This is a genomic window from Streptomyces sp. NBC_00076 (assembly GCF_045041235.1).
Taxonomy (GTDB): domain Bacteria; phylum Actinomycetota; class Actinomycetes; order Streptomycetales; family Streptomycetaceae; genus Streptomyces.
Map to the genome: position 1 here is coordinate 537,109 of NZ_CP108242.1, position 18,699 is coordinate 555,807.

At 69.4% G+C, this 18,699-nt stretch carries 17 protein-coding genes and 1 pseudogene; 5 read left to right on the top strand and 13 right to left on the bottom strand.

The genetic code is table 11. The annotated features are described in order from the left end of the window. Positions 1–14 precede the first annotated feature (14 nt). From OHA64_RS02705 to OHA64_RS02715, 3 genes are all read right to left on the bottom strand, one after another. A complete protein-coding gene (locus OHA64_RS02705; protein WP_405607215.1) occupies positions 15–653 on the bottom strand; it encodes a GPP34 family phosphoprotein in 639 nt (212 codons plus the stop codon). A gap of 114 nt (positions 654–767) precedes the next feature. Beyond that, complete coding sequence (locus OHA64_RS02710) at positions 768–1,427, bottom strand: response regulator (protein WP_405607218.1); 660 nt, start codon at positions 1,425–1,427, stop codon at positions 768–770. Beyond that, positions 1,424–2,584 (bottom strand): sensor histidine kinase, encoded by a 1,161-nt coding sequence (locus tag OHA64_RS02715; protein ID WP_405607221.1) that lies wholly within the window; start codon positions 2,582–2,584, stop codon positions 1,424–1,426. The genes OHA64_RS02710 and OHA64_RS02715 overlap by 4 nt, the downstream gene beginning before the upstream one ends. A gap of 263 nt (positions 2,585–2,847) precedes the next feature. Between OHA64_RS02715 and OHA64_RS02720 the strand changes: the two genes are divergently transcribed. Continuing rightward, positions 2,848–4,830, top strand: coding sequence for an amino acid transporter (locus OHA64_RS02720; RefSeq protein ID WP_405607224.1), 1,983 nt, complete (start codon positions 2,848–2,850; stop codon positions 4,828–4,830). A gap of 167 nt (positions 4,831–4,997) precedes the next feature. On the opposite strand, the gene infA is transcribed toward OHA64_RS02720, so the two are convergent. Both infA and OHA64_RS02730 read right to left on the bottom strand, forming a co-directional pair. Then, positions 4,998–5,222 carry a translation initiation factor IF-1 gene (gene infA, locus OHA64_RS02725; protein ID WP_352391515.1) on the bottom strand — a complete coding sequence of 75 codons (225 nt, stop codon included), beginning with the start codon at positions 5,220–5,222 and terminating at the stop codon, positions 4,998–5,000. Continuing rightward, positions 5,219–6,010 (bottom strand): GNAT family N-acetyltransferase, encoded by a 792-nt coding sequence (locus tag OHA64_RS02730; RefSeq protein ID WP_405607229.1) that lies wholly within the window; start codon positions 6,008–6,010, stop codon positions 5,219–5,221. Before OHA64_RS02730 ends, infA begins: the two co-directional genes overlap by 4 nt. 390 nt (positions 6,011–6,400) lie before the next feature. Between OHA64_RS02730 and OHA64_RS02735 the strand changes: the two genes are divergently transcribed. Next, complete coding sequence (locus OHA64_RS02735; protein WP_405607232.1) at positions 6,401–6,892, top strand: DUF2975 domain-containing protein; 492 nt, start codon at positions 6,401–6,403, stop codon at positions 6,890–6,892. Then, positions 6,892–7,161 (top strand): helix-turn-helix domain-containing protein, encoded by a 270-nt coding sequence (locus OHA64_RS02740; RefSeq protein WP_405607235.1) that lies wholly within the window; start codon positions 6,892–6,894, stop codon positions 7,159–7,161. Before OHA64_RS02735 ends, OHA64_RS02740 begins: the two co-directional genes overlap by 1 nt. Positions 7,162–7,382: 221 nt before the next feature. Here the strand turns inward: OHA64_RS02740 and OHA64_RS02745 are convergent, their stop codons facing one another. The 3 genes and pseudogenes from OHA64_RS02745 to OHA64_RS02755 form a co-directional block, all read right to left on the bottom strand. Further along, on the bottom strand, positions 7,383–7,547 hold the full coding sequence (locus OHA64_RS02745) for a carboxylesterase family protein (protein WP_405607238.1): 165 nt from the start codon (positions 7,545–7,547) through the stop codon (positions 7,383–7,385). A gap of 68 nt (positions 7,548–7,615) precedes the next feature. After that, positions 7,616–7,816, bottom strand: a pseudogene (locus tag OHA64_RS02750) (carboxylesterase family protein); the annotation flags it as partial. 212 nt (positions 7,817–8,028) lie between these two features. Further along, the gene (locus OHA64_RS02755) at positions 8,029–8,544 is read right to left on the bottom strand and encodes a GNAT family N-acetyltransferase; N-acetyltransferase (RefSeq protein WP_405607241.1); all 516 of its coding nucleotides are present in this window, start codon (positions 8,542–8,544) and stop codon (positions 8,029–8,031) included. Positions 8,545–9,118: 574 nt separating this feature from the next. Here OHA64_RS02755 and OHA64_RS02760 point away from each other — a divergent pair. Then, a complete protein-coding gene (locus OHA64_RS02760; protein WP_405607244.1) occupies positions 9,119–9,640 on the top strand; it encodes a GNAT family N-acetyltransferase in 522 nt (173 codons plus the stop codon). A gap of 382 nt (positions 9,641–10,022) precedes the next feature. Further along, positions 10,023–11,537 carry a carotenoid oxygenase family protein gene (locus OHA64_RS02765; RefSeq protein WP_405623826.1) on the top strand — a complete coding sequence of 505 codons (1,515 nt, stop codon included), beginning with the start codon at positions 10,023–10,025 and terminating at the stop codon, positions 11,535–11,537. A gap of 257 nt (positions 11,538–11,794) precedes the next feature. Here the strand turns inward: OHA64_RS02765 and OHA64_RS02770 are convergent, their stop codons facing one another. From OHA64_RS02770 to OHA64_RS02790, 5 genes are all read right to left on the bottom strand, one after another. Next, positions 11,795–12,487 carry a response regulator gene (locus OHA64_RS02770; protein WP_405607247.1) on the bottom strand — a complete coding sequence of 231 codons (693 nt, stop codon included), beginning with the start codon at positions 12,485–12,487 and terminating at the stop codon, positions 11,795–11,797. Continuing rightward, on the bottom strand, positions 12,484–13,812 hold the full coding sequence (locus OHA64_RS02775) for a histidine kinase (RefSeq protein WP_405607250.1): 1,329 nt from the start codon (positions 13,810–13,812) through the stop codon (positions 12,484–12,486). The genes OHA64_RS02770 and OHA64_RS02775 overlap by 4 nt, the downstream gene beginning before the upstream one ends. 7 nt (positions 13,813–13,819) lie before the next feature. Beyond that, complete coding sequence (locus OHA64_RS02780) at positions 13,820–16,069, bottom strand: MMPL family transporter (RefSeq protein WP_405607253.1); 2,250 nt, start codon at positions 16,067–16,069, stop codon at positions 13,820–13,822. 603 nt (positions 16,070–16,672) lie between these two features. Then, positions 16,673–17,836: a sensor histidine kinase gene (locus tag OHA64_RS02785; RefSeq protein WP_405607256.1), complete on the bottom strand. Its 1,164-nt coding sequence runs from the start codon at positions 17,834–17,836 to the stop codon at positions 16,673–16,675. Then, entirely contained in the window at positions 17,829–18,524 is a 696-nt protein-coding gene (locus tag OHA64_RS02790; protein ID WP_405607258.1) for a response regulator transcription factor, read from the bottom strand. The genes OHA64_RS02785 and OHA64_RS02790 overlap by 8 nt, the downstream gene beginning before the upstream one ends. Positions 18,525–18,699 lie beyond the last annotated feature (175 nt).

The following is an 18,699-nucleotide window of genomic DNA, read 5'->3' on the forward strand; positions in this document are numbered from 1 at the left end:
GTTTCCCCATTCGGTCAGCCGCCGCCCATGCCGCCCTGCGCGGCGATCATGGTCATCGGCAGGGCGCTCACAGCTTTCTCCAGGCCGGGCGCGAGGGCGGCGAGACACCCCGTGCAGGCGTCGATACGGGCCCGGAAGGTCCTTTCGTCCTGTCGTGACACGACGGAGCGGATGCCGCCCGCCGCCGCCAGCGCCAGCAGCGCGGTGTCGGCGGCGGGGATCTCCTGGACGGGGCCGTCCCCGTGCAGCACTACGGACACGCGGGCGCGGAGTGCGGCGGGCACGGCGGGCTCCGTCACAGTCAGCCGCCGTGTGCCGAAGCGGGTGCGGGACGCCTTCACGGTGACCAGTCCCGCCGTGACGAGCCGGTCCTCCACCTGGGTCAGGGTCCGCTTGCGGTGGCGGCGTACGAGGTGCTTCCAGCCGTGTCCGTCGGCAGCGTCGCGAAGAACGCCGTCCAGGACGGGGTCGCCGGTCGGCTGGGTGCCGGTCACGGTGACGGTGCCGCCGTCCTCGCGCAGCCGGCCGCGCAGCGCGAGGTCGATCAGGGCGGCGGCCCGGACCAGCAGCTGAGTCCGGGAACGGTCGTAAGGGCCTTCGGCCGCGTCGTCGTAGGCGAGCAGATACATGCGGCAGGCCAGGTCATCGATCACACCTCGACGCTAGGGCCGGCTACCCCGGCCACGGATCGGCCCTGGGCATGGACCGGCACTGGGAACGCAGGAGGACCGCCGCCCGACCTCCTCCTTGAGGAGGAGGCCGAGTTGTCAGGGGCGGCGCGGCCGGACGAGGCCGTGATCGTAGGCGGCGACGACGGCCTGGACGCGGTCGCGCAGGCCGAGTTTGCGCAGCACCGCGGTGACATGGTTCTTGACGGTGGCCTCGGACAGGCGCAGCCGCGCGGCGATCTCCGCGTTCGACAGCGCCTGCCCGATCAGGGTGAGCACCTCCCGCTCGCGGCCGGAGAGATCTTGCAGAGAGGGCGGCGGCGCCGGGTCGGGCGTGGTGCGCAGGAACCGGTCGAGGACACGGCTGAGCACGGTCGGCGCCAGCAGCGCGTCGCCACGCGCGGTGAGACGGATCGCGTCGACGAGTTCGCCGGGGCGCATGTCCTTCAGCAGGAAGCCGCTCGCCCCGGCCCGCAGCGCGGCGACCACGTGCGCGTCCACGTCCCAGGTGGTCAGCACGAGCACCCTGGCCGGACTGCCGCACGCCGCGATCTGCCGGGTCGCCTCGATACCGTCCACGACGGGCATCCGTACGTCCATCAGCACCACGTCGGGCGCCGTTTCCCGCGTCAGCCGCACCGCCTCCCGGCCGTCGGACGCCTCACCGACCACCTCGAGGTCGTCCCGAGCATCGATGATCATGCGGAAGCCGGTACGGACCAGGGCCTGGTCGTCGGCCACCACCACGCGCAGCGTCATGACACAAGCCCCACCGGCAGCCGCGCGGCCACCTCGAACCCGCCCCCGGGCAGTGGTCCGGCGCGCAGACTGCCGCCCACGAGCCGCGTGCGTTCCTTCATCCCCACAAGACCGCGTCCCTCCCCCACCGCGTCCGAACTACCCCGAGACGTAAGCCCGTTGTCCACCACCGTGACCTTCACGCACTCCCCTTCGGACGTCACGCGCACACTCACCTCGTCGGCGCCGACCGCGTGGCGCAGCGTGTTCGTGAGGGCCTCCTGAACGATCCGGTACGCCGCCAGATCCACTGCGGCCGGCAGCCCTTCGGTAGCGCCCTCGCGGTGCACGCGCACGGTCATCCCGGTCGCGCGCACGGTGTCGGCAAGCTCGTCCAGACGCACGAGCGAGGGCCGCGGCTCACGCTGCTCCCCGGCCCCCGCATCGGGTGTGAACGCCCGCAACAGCAGGCGCAGTTCGCCGAGCGCCGAGCGGGCGCCCGTCTCGATGGCCCGCAGCGATTGCCGGGCCTGTTCAGGCCTCTGGGTGAACACGTCGTCGGCGGCGCCCGCCTGAACGACCATCACCGACAAGGTGTGTGCCACGACGTCGTGCACCTCACGCGCGATCCTGGCGCGCTCCTCCGCCACAGCCCGGAGCATCTCCGCCCTCGTCCGTGCCTGCTGCGCCCTGCGCCACTGCCCCGCCGTCCACGCCAAGACCACCGCCAGCAGATAAACCGCCCCACCCCCGCCACCGCCCGCCCCGAACGCCAGCGGCGCCGGCAGACAGATCACCGCGAGCGCCCGCACCGACACCCGCCGCGGCTTGGTGGCCGACAGCACGCACAACGCAACCTGCGCCGCGAGAAGCGCCCCCGTCAAGGTCACCGCGGGCAGCAGCGCCCACACCGCGAGCCCCGTCACCGCGTTCGCGGCCAGCACGGCGACCGGGGCGCGCGCCTGCCACCTCAGGACGCAGGCCTGCGCGACGACCAGGGCCACCGCCACGGGCAGTCGTCGGCCGTGCTCCGTGCCGGCGACAAGCACCGAGGTGCCCAGAACGGCGAGCACCAGACCAGCCGACCCCCACCACAGAGCCCGGGCAGCCCGGGGCGACAGCTCACCCAGCGCTTCCCCGGCGAACCCGCCGTCCGGCTGCCCACTGCTGCGATCCACGCCTCGACCCTATCCAGCGGAGCTGGCCGTGCCGTTCAGGAAGCGCCCCCCGACGGCGCCTGGATACGCGAGTTCGACGACCGACTCGCAGCCGCCGCAGCCGCCAAACTCGGCGAGCTCGAGGGCTTGCGCTGTCGACGGTGTGTCCCCCGGCGGGATGGAGGCCCGGGCAAGGTCGCATACTCGGTGATCGTTGCGATGCCGCGATTGCGGTGACGTGCTGTGACCGGTGCGCTGGGTAGGCAGAAGGGCTGTTGGGGAAAATGACGGACGCAAGCGATCCGGCCGTGCCGGAAGTGGTTGACAGTCCCGCTGTTCGGGCGCATCCGAGCGGCGGCCTGGCGCGGTGGTTGCTACGCCACCGGGTGCAGCCGGTCGGCCCGGCGGCAGGCGAAGGGCATACCGAGCCACAGGCCTGGTGGAAGGTTATGTGCCTGACGGGGGTGGACTACTTCTCCAGCCTGGCCTACGTGCCGGCGATCGCGGCCCTCGCGGCGGGGGCGGTGTCACCGTTGGCGACGTTGCTGATCGTGGCGTTGACGCTGGTGGGGATGCTGCCGATGTATCGGCGGGTGGCCCGGGAGAGCCCGCACGGAGCCGGGTCCGTGGCGATGCTGGAGGATCTGCTGCCGTTTTGGTGGGGCAAGCTGTTCGTGCTGGTCCTGCTCGGCTTCGTGGCCACCTCGTGGATCATCACGATCACGCTGTCCGCGGCTGACGCCTCCGTCCACATGATGGAGAACCCCTATCTGCCTCATGCCCTGCACGGCCACGAGGTCGCCATCACGGTGGCGCTGTTGCTGGTGCTCGGAGGGGTGTTCCTCCTCGGGTTCAGCGAAGCGGTCAGCGTGGCCATCCCCCTCGTCGCGGTCTTCCTGCTTCTCAACGCGGTGGTTGTCGCCGTCGGACTGGTGGACGTGTTCACCACACCGGGCGCGTGGTCGGCGTGGACGGACGCACTCGCCGACGGCGGGGGTGGATTCGGCGATCTGGCGGGTCCGGCACTGACGGCGTTTCCGCTGCTGGTGCTGGGCCTGTCGGGTTTCGAAACCGGGGTGAGCATGATGCCGCTGGTGGCCGCCGACGGTGCCGATCCCGAGCAGCGGCTTCGCTCACGCATACGCAACACCCGCAGGCTGTTGACCACCGCCGCGCTCATCATGAGCGTCTACCTGCTGTCCGCGAGTTTCGTGACCACCGTCCTCATTCCGCACCGGGAGTTCGAGCCCGGCGGCGGGGCCAACGGCCGGGCCCTGGCCTGGCTGGCCCACGAGCAGTTCGGGGAGGCGTTCGGCACCGCCTACGACATCAGCACCATCTTGATCCTGTGGTTCGCGGGCGCGTCCGCGATGGCGGGGCTGGTCAACATCGTTCCCCGGTACCTGCCCGACTACGGCATGGCCCCGGAGTGGGGACGCGCGGTACGCCCGGTCGTGATCGTCTACACCGCTCTGTGCGTCTTCATCACCATCGCGTTCGACGCCGACGTCGACGCCCAGGCCGGCGCCTACGCCACCGGCATTCTGGCCATGATGGTCTCGGGCGCCTTCGCCGTCACCGTCTCGGTCGTACGCCGTCGCCGGAGAGCGGCCGCCACAGGCTTCGCGCTGCTCACCGCGGTGCTCTTTTACGCCCTGGTGGCCAACATCGTCGACAAGCCCGACGGGATCACCATCTCAGGTATGTTCATCGCCGGCATCATCACCGTGTCGCTGATCTCCCGGGTCTCACGCACCACCGAACTACGCGCCGACCGCATCGTCTTCGACCCGGCCACCCGCCAGTTCATCACCGACACCCTCGCCCACGACAACTCCATCAACATCATCGCCAACCGCCGCCAGGCCGGTGACGGCGCCGAATACTCCGCCAAGGAACGCGAGCAGCGCGGCACCAATCCGGTGCCCGGGCCGGCCGACGTGCTGTTCCTGGAAATAGACGTGGTCGACCCGTCCGACTTCAGCGAAACCCTGACCGTGCGCGGGGTCGAGGTCGACGGATACCGGATCCTGCGCGCCGAAGCCCCGGCCGCCCCGAACGCCATCGCCGCGATCCTTCTGGCCCTGCGCAACGCCACCGGCGTGCAGCCGCACTGCTACTTCGCATGGGCCGAAGGCAGCCCCCTGAGGCACATGTTCCGCTACTTCCTGCTCGGCCGCGGCGACACCGCTCCGGTCACCCGCGAGATCATCCGCAGCAACGAACCCGACCCCGACCGCCGTCCCGGAATCCACGTCGGCGGCTGACCCCGCCGCTCGCGCGACCTGGAGCTGGGGTTCGGCTCGGGCCAGACCTGCTGGCGGCGGCTGGAGCGGTGGCCGCCGCGGCCATGCGAGCCATCATCGGAGCCCCGGTCACGGAAACGCCGTGACCGGGGCCCGGGATCAGCTACCGCGGAAGGTTCCGACCGCCGCTAGTTCCGGTACCGGAACACGATCCGGCCGCGCGTCAGGTCGTACGGCGGGAGCTCGACCAGCACCCGGTCCTCCAGCATGATCTTGATGTAGTTCTTGCGGATCTTCCCGCTGATGTGCGCGAGCACGTGGTGGCCGTTCTCGAGCTCCACGGTGAACATGGCGCTGCGCAGGCACTCGACGACCTTGCCCTCGACTTCGATGACGTTCTTGTTCCTCGTCATCGCACCAGCTCCAGGTTGCTGCTCATCGGCCGGGCGCCGATGCCCTCGAACAGCGCCGAGGCTGCTTGATTGGACTCGTGGACTTCGGTCGAGGCCTCGGCGAACCCGGAGCGGTGCAGCGTCCCCAGCGCGTGGGCCAGCAGCGCCCGCGCGATGCCTCGGCGCTGCTCGCCGGCCCGGACCGCGACCAGCCCGATACGCGGCCGGATCACCGTCACCACCCGGATCAGACCCAGGTAGCGGTCCCGTGCCGCGGCCACCGCGTACTTCGACGGGTCGACGATGGTGTCGCCTTCGGGGCGGGGAATCACCTCCGCGGGCATCGACTGCCACCCGACGGTCGCCTCGACCTCGTCGCGGATCGCACGGTCCACCGCCCGCAGCAGACTCTCGTCCGCCCGACCGGCGGGCACGATCGTCACGCCCGACGGCGGCAGGACTGCTTCGAGCCCTGTGACCCGCGGGTCGGTCGGCACGACGTACTCCCACTCGCGGCGCCCAATCGTGAAACCGGCCCGCCGCCAGCCGGCCGTCAGTTCGACGTCGGCTTCGTCGACCACCGTGTACAGCGGCGCCGGCAGTTCCGCCAGCATCGCCTCGGCCAGCCGGTCGAAGGTGGCGTCGTACCAGGCGTCGATGCTGACGAACAAGCGTCCGTCGGGCCGATGCGCCGCATGGCCGCGGCCGACCACCAGGTCGTCATCCAGTGCATGCCATTGCCTGTCCGCGACACGCGTGATCACCATCGCGTTCTCGCTCAGGCCTGATGTGAAAGGCTTCGCGTTCATCGGAGTCTCCTTCCAGGAGTGCCTCGATCTCAGGCGCTCCTGGCGACACCGAACGTCAGCCGCCGGACCGTGACGGGTTGAGGGAGCACCCACGGGTAACTGTGTTCACGGGGCTCACCTCCATACGACGACTTCACGGTCCGCCACGAAAGTAGCAGCGGGGCAGCGCCTCGCTCAAACCCTTTCTTTGAGCTCGTACGCGATCATGATCCGGTCTTCTTGAGGCGGAGCCTGCCCGGCCCCTTGGTGTTCGGGGCAGCCTTGCGGGAGATCACCACCTGGGTGCGACGGCGTCGCAGCGGTGCGAACCGGCTCCCTCTCCGTCCCACCCCTTGCACAACCTATCGAGTTTCGATAGATTTCAATCGCAACTCGATGTAAGGATGAGCAATGGGAAAGCTGACAGTGCGTGCGCTGCGCGCCGTGCTCGTGGTGGTGCTCGCCGGCACCGTGTTCGTACAGGCGGGAATGGTGTGGGCGTTGGTCAGCGGGAGCGACCCGGAGGACGGGTCGCTCCCGCTGACCGCGCTGCGCGTGATCACGATCCTGGGCATGGTGTCGGTCCAGGTCGCCCTGGTCTGCGTATGGCGGCTGGTGACGATGGTGCGACGCGGAACCGTGTTCTCCCACGCCGCCTTCCGGTACGTGGACGGCGTGATCGGCGCGATCGTGGCGGCTGCCCTCGTGTGGTTCGCGGTCACGGCCGTCAATGCGCCGGGCCAGCGGGAGGACCCCGGCGTCACCGTCATCATGGGCGGGGTTGGCGTGGCCGTCCTGGGGGTCGCCCTCATCGTGCTCGTGCTCCGGATGCTGCTCGCCCAGGCCGTCACGCGCGACGGCGAAGCGGCGCAGATGCAGGCCGAGTTGGACGAGGTGATCTGATGCCGATCGCCGTCGACATCGACGTGATGCTGGCCAAGCGGAAGATGTCCGTGGGCGAACTCGCGGACCGCGTAGGGATCACCCCCGCCAACCTGGCGGTACTCAAGAACGGCCGCGCCAAGGCGGTGCGCTTCGCCACGCTCGCCGCTCTCTGCGAGGTACTTCAGTGCCAGCCGGGCGACCTGCTGCGCTGGGAGGCCGAGGACTTGCGGGCGGATGACGTGCCCCAGGGCGAGCGCGTGAAAACCCCTGGCACCACCGGCCCGTGACACGGCAGGTGGACCGCTGCCCGAGGGGTCTCGGGCCTGCTGGAGCGACTGGGCGAGGTGGCTCGATGGAGGAGAGGTCGGCCAGTGTCGGCCGCAGCCCGAGTTCTGCGGCGCACGCGACGGCGATGTCGTCGGCCAGTTCCGGGGAGAAGAAGGTGCTCGACGCGCTCTGCGCGATCGCCCGCCGGACCGGAACAGTCCGGCGGCCCGGGGCATGGCCATCAGCGCCGCGATCGACACGGCCCGGCGGACTCGCCGACGACCGTCACCCGGCCCGGATCGCCGCGGAACGAGGCGATGTTGTCCCGCACCCACTCCAGCGCGGCGAACTGGTCGAGCAGCCCCCGCTCGGCCGGCGCGCCCTCGATCTGCGCGAAACCCTGCATGCAAACGGGTAGTTCAGTGTCACGACGACCACGCCCTGCGCGGCCAGTGCGGCCCCGTCGTACTCGAGCCGACCCGCGTGCCCGGCCATATAGGCACCGCCGTAGATCCACACCATGACCGGCAGGGCCGCTGCTGATCCACTGCCGTGAGCGGGGGACCAGACGTTCACCGTCAGCCACTCGGTCTCCCCGACGCCCTCAGAGGGCGGAATGAGCCCGAATGCCGAGGACTGTGGCGGCGGAGGCCCGTAGGCAGCGGCCTCGCGCACGCCGTCCCACGGCAGCGCGGGCTGGGGCGCTGCTCCGGTCGGTACAGATCAAGGCACTGGCGGCGCTTGAGCAGGCCCGGATCCCCCTGTGGACGGGAGGCAGGGGCACATGATCGCCCGTCGATGGCAAGTGGTCACGAGGAAGATCCGGGCCAGGTGTCGGCAGTTCATGCAGGCTTGCATGTATCGCCTGGTTGTGAGGTTTCCGGATGTCACCTTCTACGCAGGTCAGTGCCGGGAGTGATGGCCCAGTGGTTGCTTCGCAGAACTCGGTCCGCGAACGTCACGTTGCGCTCGGCGATGAAGCGGAAACCGAGAGATCGGCAGATGCCGTTCGAGGACCCGTTGCTCGTCGCCGGGAACGCGTGCACGTCTCCCCAGCGGCCCTCGTCCCGAGCCTGCTCGAGCAGGGTGCGGGCCGCGAACTTGCCAAGGCCGCGTCCCTGGAATTGCGGCAGGACCATCCAACCGATCTCGGACATAGGCCCGTCGCCGGTGTCATGGGACCAGATGGTTACCGACCCGGCCACCACGTCGGGTGTGTCCGGATCAGGGACGATCATCTTGATCCAGGCGTCGTCGGCCGCTGCCTCCAGGGCGTCTCGGCGCACTTTGTCTTTCATGCCTTCAAGCGGCAGTGGTCCGCCTAGGTCGGCCATCGTGGCGGGATCACACCGCATCCGGACATAGGCGTCGACGTCGTCCGGTGTGACGTTGCGCAACTGCACTGAATCCTCCTTGCTGCACCCAGGATGGTCACATGATCCGGTGCGCTGGTGATCTGCGGTATCGATCCGCTTGTGTGGCTGAGCCGGCCCCTCCCGCAGCTTTCCGTGTCGTACAGGGCCCGGGCCGTTCAGTCGAGGACTTCAGTGACGGCGGACTGGATTGCCTTCTCGTCGACGAGGAACTCGCCTGCGGCGAAAGTGGGGCGGCGCAGTCCGGGTCGCTCCCTGCTCGCCTGTCCTCAGCTGCCGTGCGAGCCGGGGAACAGGTAGGGCCGGTCCCACCCGTCACTGGCGCGTACTGCGCGAGGCCGGCCTGGTGTATCAGCGTGATGCCGGGAACGGGTTGTACATACGCCTGCGCAAGGAGGACTTGGACCGCCGGTTCCCGGGCCTGGTCCAAGCCGTCATCGCGGCGAACTAGTGGGTCCGCTCGGATAGTTGGCCGTGGAAATGGTTCCCAGGACAGCTCGGCCCGCAGTGTGGGCGATGTGGGGCATGGCGACGAGAAGGGCGATGTCCGCGCAGGCGAAAGCGGTTTGCCGACTCGGATGTCGCGTGGGTAGCCTCGCCATCCGTGACCCCGACCCTGCGAACCGAGCGGCTACTTCTGGAGCCGTACATCCCCGAGGACGAAGAAGGCTTCGTCGCTCTGTTCCAGGACACCAGGGTGTCGCAGTGGATGGGTGACGGCCCTGCTTCCGAAGCAGCGGACCGAGCCCTGTTCGGGCGTATCTTCACGAAGGTCTATGCCCAGGGCCTATTCGATGTCTGGGCCGTTCGTCGCAACGGACTCCTGGTCGGGCACGCCGAGATCAAGCCGACCGACGTCGTCGGAGGCCACGAGATCATCTACGCTCTGGCGCCGACGGCATGGGGGTCCGGCCTGGGAACCGAGCTGGCAAGGGCCATCGTCACCTACGGCTTCGACACCCTGGGTTTGACCGAGGTGTATGCCACCGTAGCCGCGGCGAACGAGGCCTCACTGACTCTGCTGGGCAGAATCGGTTTCGAGCATGTTCGGGACATCACGGAGGATGACGGCAGCACCACCCGTGTGTTGGCCCGCCGGCTGGCTGCGAACGACTCGTGGCTGTGATGGTCGGTGCCGTCACACGCGAAGTAGCGCAAGCCGCGAACTCCGATTCGATCCAGTATGGCCAGGAGCCGTAGGCCGGGAGAAGACGAGCTCAACGCTCAACGCTTGAAAGCGTGGATGCCGTCGCGGACGCGGTCCTCGATGACCCGGCCAAGGATGCGTGACGAGCGACTGGCTGCCCGATTCCCCACCAGTCCCGGCCGTCGACGTGGTCACGCTCGCCGACGACATCGGCGCCCTCAAAAGCGGGGTGGTGCCAGCACCACCCCGCGATTGGGGGGCTGGGCCAACTGCTTTGCGGGCGACCGCGGAGGAGGGTTGCCCTCGTCACCAGGAGCCCGGCCGCACGAGCCGGACATTCACAACGGAACGGGGATGCATGATGGCCAGTCATACACGGCGGACCATCCTCAAGGGCGCCACGGTCGCGGCGGCGGGCAGCGTGGTCGGGGGCGGACTCGGGCCCGGCTTCCTCACGGCTGCGGCACAAGCGAGCCCTTCGGCCGGGAGGAACGCCACAAGCGGGGCGACCCCGTTCCTGTCAGGGGCCTTCGCACCGGTCACCGAGGAGTTGACCGCCTTCGACCTCAAAGTGACCGGCCGCATCCCGCATGACCTGGACGGCCGTTACCTGCGCACCGGCCCGAACGCACTGGGCCTTGAGGATGTCCGCGCCCACCACTGGATGCTCGGTGACGGAATGGTGCACGGCGTCCGCCTGCGCGGCGGACGCGCGGAGTGGTACCGCAACCGCTGGGTGCGGTCCTCGCAGGTGACGGCGAAGCTGGGAGAGACCTACCCGGGCCAGGCACCGCCGAACGACTTCGCTTGCAACACGCACGTGATCCCGTACAAGGGCCGCATCCTGGCGATGCAGGAAGGCGGGCCGCTGCCGTACGAGCTGGACGACGAGCTCAACACCGTCCGCCCGCACGACTTCCGCTCCACCCTCAAGGGCGCCTTCACCGCGCACACCAAGTACGACGCCGCGGCCGACGAGCTGCACGCGATCGCGTACTACCCCACGTGGGACCATGTGCGGCACATCATGGTCGACCGGACAGGCCGGGTGGTGCGGGCCACTCGGATCCCCGTCGCGGATGCGCCGATGATGCACGACTTCGCGCTCACCGAGAAGTACGTGGTGATCGCGGACGTACCGATCACCTTCGACGGTGCCGCCGCGGAGGCGGGCGCGGTGGTGCCGTACGTGTGGAACGACAAACACCCCATGCGCATCGGGCTGTTGCCGCGCTCCGGCGGCACAACGCGCTGGTTCGAGATCGACCCGGTCTACTACTCGCACACCCTCAACGCCTACGACCAGGGCGACACAGTCGTCGTGGAGTACACCGCGTTCCCCGCCCCGTTCTACGCCGCCGGGCGCGGCATGGGCGGACCCTCCGCGACCGGCGCCCCGACGCTCGACCGTTGGGTGATCGACCTGCGCGCGGGCCGGGTCCGCAGCAGCCGGCTGGACGACCGTCCGCAGGAGTTCCCCCGCATCAACGAATCTCTGGTCTCGCGCCGACACCGCTACGCCTACACCGCGAGCACGGCCGAGATGTGGCGCGCCTACGAAACCGTCGACGGGGTGCCGCCGGACGAGAAGTTCGCCAACTACCTGGTGAAGCACGACATGCTGCGGGGCAGCAGGCGGCTCCATCGCTTCCCCGAGGGCGCGGCGGTCAGCGAGCCGGTGTTCGTTCCGCGGCGCGGCGCGCGGGACGAGGACGACGGCTACGTCCTGTCGTACGTGAACGACCCCGACCGCGGCGCGACCGACCTGTTCATCCTCGCGGCCCAGGACTTCGGCGGTCACCCGCTGGCCCGTATTCACCTGCCCGGCCGCGTGCCACTGGGGTTCCACGGCAGCTGGATCGCGGACGCCCAGTGACCCGGTCACTCCCGGGTCTGGTCCACGTGGCGACGTCGATCGCCTGCTCCTGGGGTCGATGTCGCCCTGGCGGCCGTCGACGCCTTCGCTCGCGCCTTGGCAGCTGGCGCAGAGCGGCCGGCGGATGACCGGGGCGATGGTGTGCGGCCGTTGGTGCAGCGGGAAGTCCAGCCGGCGTGTGCTCGGCGAGCCACGCGGAGACGCCGGGCGTGTGCTCGGCCGGCCGCGCGGAGCCGGCGAAAGGCCCCGGTATCGGACTACGAGAGGCGGTCGGTGCCGCCGTCGGGGGCGGCGTGGGCCAGGCCCGTCCGGTAGGCGATGACGACGAGTTGCGCCCGGTCGCGGGCCTCCAGCTTCGTCATGGCGCGCTGCACGTGGGCGCGGACGGTGAAGGGGCTGAGGAACAGCCGCTCGGCGATCTCCTGGTTGGACAGTCCGGTCGCGACCAGAGCCACCATCTCGCGTTCGCGCGGAGTGAGGACGGCGAGCTGATCGGCGTGGTGCGACGGGGCGTCTTCCGGTGTGGCCAGGAAACGGGCGACTAAGGAGCGGGTCGCGGCAGGGGACAGAAGAGTGTCGCCGTCGGCGATCGTACGCACGGCGTCCAGCAGGTCCTCGGCCCCGATGCCCTTGCCGATGAAGCCGCCGGCCCCCGCGCGCAGCGCCTGAGCGACGTACTCGTCGGTCTCGTACGTGGTGAGGATCAGGATGCGACTACCACGCAGTTCCGGGTCCGCGCAGATCTCCGACGTGGCGGTGAGACCGTCCACCTCGGGCATCCGGATGTCCATGACCACGACGTCCGGCCGCAGCTCCCGGGTGAGTCTCACCGCCTCCCTGCCGTCGCCGGCCTCACCGACCACGGTGATGTCGTCAGCGCTGTCGAGAAGCAGCCGGAAGGCACCGCGCAGCAGGGCCTGATCGTCGGCGAGCAGCACCCTGAGCGTCACGGTGTGTCCCTGGCCTCTCCGTCGTCCTTTCGTCCTTCGCCTGGCGCTCCGTCGGCCATTCGACCCTCGATGGTTGTTGCTCCGTCAGTTCCCCGCGTCGTGTCCTTGGCGGGCGGGAGGGGCAGCTCGGTGGAGACGAGGAAGCCGCCCTCCGGGCTCCTGCCCGCGGAGAGTTGTCCGCCGACCGCGGTGGCACGTTCCCGCATGCCGATCAGACCGTACCCGGGCGGACGGTCCGGCACCGACGCATTCGGTTCCGTGGACGGGGTCGGCACCGTACGGGCGCCCCCTCCGTCATCGGCGACGGTGATGGTCACGCGATCGCGGTTCCAGGCGAGGCGCACCTGAGCGTTACCGGTGCCGGCGTGTTTGGTCACGTTGGTCAGAGCTTCCTGGACGATGCGGTAGGCGGTGAGGTCCACTCCCGGCGGCAGCGGCCTGGCCGGGCCCTCCTGGTGCACCGACACCTCCAGACCCGCGCGGCGGAAGGACTCGAGGAGCGTGGGAAGCCGGGACAGCCCGGGCGCCGGTTCGGCGGGCGCGGCCGCGTCCCCGGACTGTCGCAACAGACCGACGGTGGCCCGCAGTTCGTCGAGCGCGTCGCTGGTGGTCTCGACGAGCTCTTTGAGGCTCTTGCGGGTCTGCTCCGGGCGGCTGTCGAAGAGGTGGGCGGCGACCGTGGCCTGCGCGTTGGCCAGGGTGATCTGATGGGCCACGAGGTCGTGCAGTTCGCGGGCGATACGCACCCGTTCCTCGGCCACTCTCCGGCGCGCCTCGCTGTCCCGGCTCTGCTCGGCCCGCAGGGCCCGCTCCTCCACTGCCGCCAAGTAGGCCCGTCGGTTCCGCACCGAGTGACCGAGTACGCCGGCCACCAAGGGGAACGCCGCCACCGCTCCCACCCGGCTCGCGTCCTTCCAGGACAGGGCCCCGAACAAGGGGGTCGAGGCAACCAGCAGCGCCACGGAGATGAGCGCCACCGCGCTCACCGCGCGCCGTTCGGTGCGCGCGGTGAGCGAATAGGAGTAGGAGGTGATCACGGCGGGAGCCGCGATGAGCGGGCTCAACAGCAGTCCCAGGAACGGCGCCAGCACGCCGCTCGCGGTCGTGACCGCCATGGCGGCCAGGGGCGCCCGGTGCCGCAACGGCAGCACGGCACAGGACACCACGGCGATGACATAGGCGACGGCGGACGGCGGTGACAGTGTGCTGCCGTCGTCCTTCACCACGCCGCCGAGCAGACAGAGCGCGAACGCCGTCGCCGTGATCGCTGCCTCCCGCCACCACGTGCCGCGTGGTCGCGGGCCACCGCCATCCGGTTTCGTCATGGGCGGGTCAGTCCCGGCCGACGGGGAGCCGCTGCACCGCTGGGTCCGGCTCGGCCACGGAGGCCGGGACATGCCTGCTCAATGCCTCACCCTCGATATCCACATTCGGCAGCACGCGGTTCAGGATACGAGGCAGCCACCAGGCCCGGTGGCCGAGCAGTGCGAGGACCGCGGGTGCGATCGCCATCCGGACCACGAAGGCGTCGAAGGCGACGGCGGCGGCGAGGCCGACGCCCATCGTCTGGATGGTCGGACTGCTCATCCCGATGAATCCGGCGAACACGCTGATCATGATGATCGCCGCCGCGGCCACCACACGTCCGCTGTGCCGGAACCCGCTGACGATGGCCTCGCCGGGGGACGCGCCATGGACGTAGGCCTCCCGCATCCGGGTGAGGAGGAAGACCTCGTAATCCATGGCGAGGCCGAACACTATGCCGATGATGAGAATCGGCATCAGCGACATGACCGGTCCGGTCTGCTCGATGCCGAGCAGGTCCGCCGCCCATCCCCATTGAAAGACGGCGACGAGGACGCCGAAGGCGGAACCCACCGACAGCAGGAACCCGAGCGCGGCCTTGACCGGGACCAGGACCGAGCGGAAGACCACCATCAGCAGGAGCACCGCCAGTCCGATGACCACGGTCAGATAGGGGACGAGGGCGTCGGACATGGCTTCGGAGATGTCGATGTTCATCGCGGTGGTGCCGGTCACCAGGACGACGGCGCCCGTGTCGGCCTCGACACCGGAGACCGCTCCCCGGATCGCGTGCACCAGATCCTTGGTCTCGCCACTGTTCGGCGCGGTCTGCGGGACGGCGGTGAGGACGGCCGTGTCCTTGGTCCGGCTGAGAACCGGATCACCGACGGACGCGACCCCTTCCACTCCCCGTACGGTCTTGACGACCAGGTCCGTGGTGGTCCGGGTGTCCCCGTCCGCAGACACCGACGTGTCCACGACCACGGTCAACGGGCCGTTGAAGCCGGGGCCGAAGCCTTCTGACAGCAGGTCGTAGGCACGGCGCTGGGTGGTCTGAACCGACTTGGACTCGTCTCCGGGCAGCCCGAGTTCGAGGCTCAGCGCAGGTAGTGCAGCGGCCCCGAGACCGAGTCCGGCGACCAACAGCACGGCCACCGGCCGGCGCAGCACGAACCGCGCCCAGCGGATGCCGAGCCCCGGCCGGCCGGCCGCGGTGGGCACCCGGTGGGAGCGTTCGCTTCCCGGCCGAGTGGCCTTGCGGACGGCGCGGGACAGTATCCGTCGGCCGAAGAAGCCGAACAGCGCGGGCACCAGGGTCAGTGCGACGAGTACGGCAAGGGCCACGGCGCCCGCGCCGCCCATGCCCATCTTGGTGAGTTCGGGGATTCCGACGACCCCCAGCCCGACCAGGGCGATGAAGACGGTCGCGCCGGCGAAGACGACGGCGGATCCGGCCGTGCCCACCGCCCGGCCGGCGGCCTCCTCCGGCTCACTGCCTTGGGCGAGTTCGTCGCGGAAGCGGGAGGTGATGAAGAGTGCGTAGTCGATGCCGACCGCAAGGCCCAGCATCAGCGCCAGGATGGCGACGGTGGACGTGAGTCCCAGCGGAACGGCCAGCGCGGAGACGAGGCCGAAGGCGATGGCCACGCCCACGATGGCGGTCAGCAGCGACAATCCGGCCGCGACCAGCGACCCGAGGGCGAGGATCAGTACCACCGCCGCCACCGCCACGCCGATGATCTCCGTCGTACCGCCCAATTCCTCTTCCGCGTCCAGGGCCGAGCCGCCGATCTCCACGGTCAGTCCCGTGTCCCGGGCCTGGCTCGCTGCGTCCTCGAGGGCGCTCTTCGTCGGCTCGGTCAGGTCGACGGCGTCCGCGGTGTAGGTGATCGTGGAGTAGGCGATGGTGCCGTCCTCGCTGACGGCGTCGGTCTCATAGGGGTCGGTGGTCGACCCGACCTGATCGCTCCCGTGCAGCGAGCCGAGCGCGTCCTCGACGGCCGCCTTGTTCTCCTTGGCCGTCACCCGCTGTCCGTCCGGGGCCTGGAACACCAAGCGGGCCTCGGCACCCTGGGAGTTGCTCTGCGGGAAGCGCTCGTCCAACAGGTCGAACGCCTTCTGCGACTCGGTACCGGGCATGGAGAGGTCCTCTTCCTCCCCGGCCGGCGCCATGGCGGCGGCGGCGATGGCCAGCACCAAGGCACCCAGCCACAGACCACCGACGAGCCGACGCCGCCGGAAGGTCCACCGTCCGATCCGGTAGAGAAATGTAGCCACCTTCTGATCACTCCAGACACCGGTAGGTAAGGGGAATGCGTGAGATTCACGCGCCTCCCACACTTCCCTCCGGCGCCCCGCCGGACATCGTCCCCAGCAGCCGTCCTGCCCTGGTGCAGCCGGACCAGCCACTCACGTGTCCTGGTGCCTACGCACTACAGGCCGACTTGGGCAACGGCGGGGTTGACCGGCCGACTGCGGATCTCTCCCGAACAGCCGCTGGACGCCGGTGAGCAGAGGCCCGGCTGAGCGACCCGCGCAACATCAGCCCGATGACAGGGCCAAGCTCGAGCAGAACCGGCTGATCGAGGCCGCCTCGCCCTCCAGGCGGCCCGGCCGCAGCCCCTCGGGGTCGCGCCCGATTGACTCTCCCGCCGGGCAACTCGCTTGGGTCGCCGAGAAGTTCGAGGAGTGGACCGACGGCACCCACCACCGGAGGGCGGGATCGACCGTGACCTCATGCTCACGGACGTCATGCTGTACTGGCTGACCAAATCCGCCGCGACGTCCACCGGCGGCGCGGGTATTGATGCCCCGCATCTCGCCGCCGGTCGCCCGACCTCAACACCGCGCCGAATACGCATCCCGCAGGCTTGCGAAGGTCTACTCGTTCCACGTGACGCTGTCGTGGTCGCGTGACCGGTTCTGCTGCTTCGCCCCGTCGGCGTGCGGAGCTGTCGCGGGCAGTTCCACCGTGATGCGGATCCCGCCGGCGGAGCGCGGGGTGAGGGTGAGTGTTCCGTCGTGTGCGTGGGTGATGGTCTTGACGATTGCCAGACCGAGGCCGACACCTGCGTGGTCGGCCTGTATCCGCTCGGTGCCGCGTTGGAATGGCTCAGTGAGTGTCGAGGCCAGCTCTGGGGTGAGTTTCTCGCCGGTGTTCTCGACCGTGAGCGTCACAGCCTTGGAGCAGGCGCTGGTATTGACCCACACGGCGCCCTGTTCAGGCAGGTTGTGGACGATCGCGTTGTGCACGAGGTTCGTGGTCAGCTGCAGCAGGAGCGCTTGCGATCCGATCGTGGGGGTGATGTCGCCGGAGGCCTCGAGGGTGACGCCACGCTTTTCCGCGAGGGGGAGGAATGTCTCGATGGCCTCTTCTACGAGCAGGGAGAGGTCGACGGGTTCTCGGGTGAAGGACCTCTGGTTGGCGTGGCTGAGCAGGAGCAGTGCTTCCGTGAGGTTGATGGCTCTGGTGTTGACGGCGTGGAGGCGAGCGATGACTTCGCCGGCGTCGTGGTTCGGATCGCTGCGGGCCACGTCGAGAAGCGCCTTCGAGATCGCCAGCGGGGTGCGCAACTCGTGAGAGGCGTTGGCTGCGAATCTCTGCTGCTCGGCGACGTGTGCCTCGAGCCGTGCGAGCATCGCGTCGAAGGCGTCGGCGAGTTCGTGGAACTCGTCTTTGCGGCCCGGTAGCCGGATCCGGTGGGAGAGTGATCCGTTCGTGGCCATGCGGGTGGCGTTGGTGATCCGGGTCAGCGGGGCGAGCATCCGGCCGGCGAGGAGCCACCCGCCCACGAGGCCGAACACCAGCAGGAATGCCAGTACGGCGGCTGCCCTCGGAGCGAAAACGTCCAGGAGGGCGGACCGGACCGGAAAGACACCATTCGTGGGCTTGTCATCGGGATTGATGAGCATCGCACGGTCGGGGACATAGCGGAGGAGGAACGCCCACACCGCCGCAAGCAGCAGGGCGCCGGCCAGCATGAGGAACCCGGCGTAGCTGAGGGTGAGTTTGAGGCGAACGCTCAACCCAGGTGCCCTATCCACGCTCTCCTCCCTCGTGTCCGGCCTCCGGTTGCGTGCCGATGCGGTAGCCGACGCCGGGCACGGTGACGATGATCCAGGGTTCGCCGAGCCGTTTGCGCAGTGCCGAGACCGTGATGCGTACGGCGTTGGTGAACGGGTCGGCGTTCTCATCCCATGCGCGTTCCAGGAGTTCCTCGGCGCTGACGACACCGCCTTCGGCGGCGACGAGGGCTTCGAGTACTGCGAACTGCTTCCTGGTCAGCGCGACATAGCGGCTCTCCCGGTACACCTCTCTGCGGAACGGGTCCAGCCGCAGACCTGCGATCTCCCGCACGGGAGGCCTGTTGTGGGCACGCCTGCGGTCAAGTGCCCTGAGCCTCAGCACGAGTTCACGGAGTTCGAACGGCTTCGTGAGGTAGTCGTCGGCGCCGAGCTCGAACCCGGAGGCCTTGTCGTCGAGGCGGTCGGCGGCGGTGAGCATGAGGATCGGCATGCCGCTGCCGGAGGCGACGATGTGCGAGGCGATCTCGTCGCCGGACGGTCCGGGGATGTCGCGGTCGAGGACGGCAATGTCGTAGGCGTTGACACTCAGGACTTCCAGAGCGGTGTCACCGTCACCCGCGATGTCGGCCGCGATCGCTTCCAGGCGGAGGCCATCGCGGATGGCTTCTGCCAGATAGGGCTCGTCCTCGACGATGAGCACACGCATGCTCCGAGGCTACGGGCCGACGCATATCGTCGGCGTATCGAAAACCGGATACGTGCCGGCAACAACGCGCTGCCTTGACTGGCGGAATGACTCGAACCCCACCCTTGGACGAACTGCGCACCCATGCCATCGATCGTGCTTGTCCGCGCATGTATGCCGACCCCACCCAGGATCC

Excerpts from the sequence above, each read along its gene's own strand:
- OHA64_RS02765 (WP_405623826.1), top strand. The coding sequence starts at position 10,023 with ATGGCCAGTCATACACGGCGGACCATCCTCAAGGGCGCCACGGTCGCG.
- OHA64_RS02745 (WP_405607238.1), bottom strand. The coding sequence starts at position 7,547 with ATGCAGGGTTTCGCGCAGATCGAGGGCGCGCCGGCCGAGCGGGGGCTG.
- OHA64_RS02730 (WP_405607229.1), bottom strand. The coding sequence starts at position 6,010 with ATGAACGCGAAGCCTTTCACATCAGGCCTGAGCGAGAACGCGATGGTG.
- OHA64_RS02710 (WP_405607218.1), bottom strand. The coding sequence starts at position 1,427 with ATGACGCTGCGCGTGGTGGTGGCCGACGACCAGGCCCTGGTCCGTACC.
- OHA64_RS02790 (WP_405607258.1), bottom strand. The coding sequence starts at position 18,524 with ATGCGTGTGCTCATCGTCGAGGACGAGCCCTATCTGGCAGAAGCCATC.
- infA (WP_352391515.1), bottom strand. The coding sequence starts at position 5,222 with ATGACGAGGAACAAGAACGTCATCGAAGTCGAGGGCAAGGTCGTCGAG.
- OHA64_RS02735 (WP_405607232.1), top strand. The coding sequence starts at position 6,401 with ATGGGAAAGCTGACAGTGCGTGCGCTGCGCGCCGTGCTCGTGGTGGTG.
- OHA64_RS02775 (WP_405607250.1), bottom strand. The coding sequence starts at position 13,812 with ATGACGAAACCGGATGGCGGTGGCCCGCGACCACGCGGCACGTGGTGG.
- OHA64_RS02720 (WP_405607224.1), top strand. The coding sequence starts at position 2,848 with ATGACGGACGCAAGCGATCCGGCCGTGCCGGAAGTGGTTGACAGTCCC.
- OHA64_RS02740 (WP_405607235.1), top strand. The coding sequence starts at position 6,892 with ATGCCGATCGCCGTCGACATCGACGTGATGCTGGCCAAGCGGAAGATG.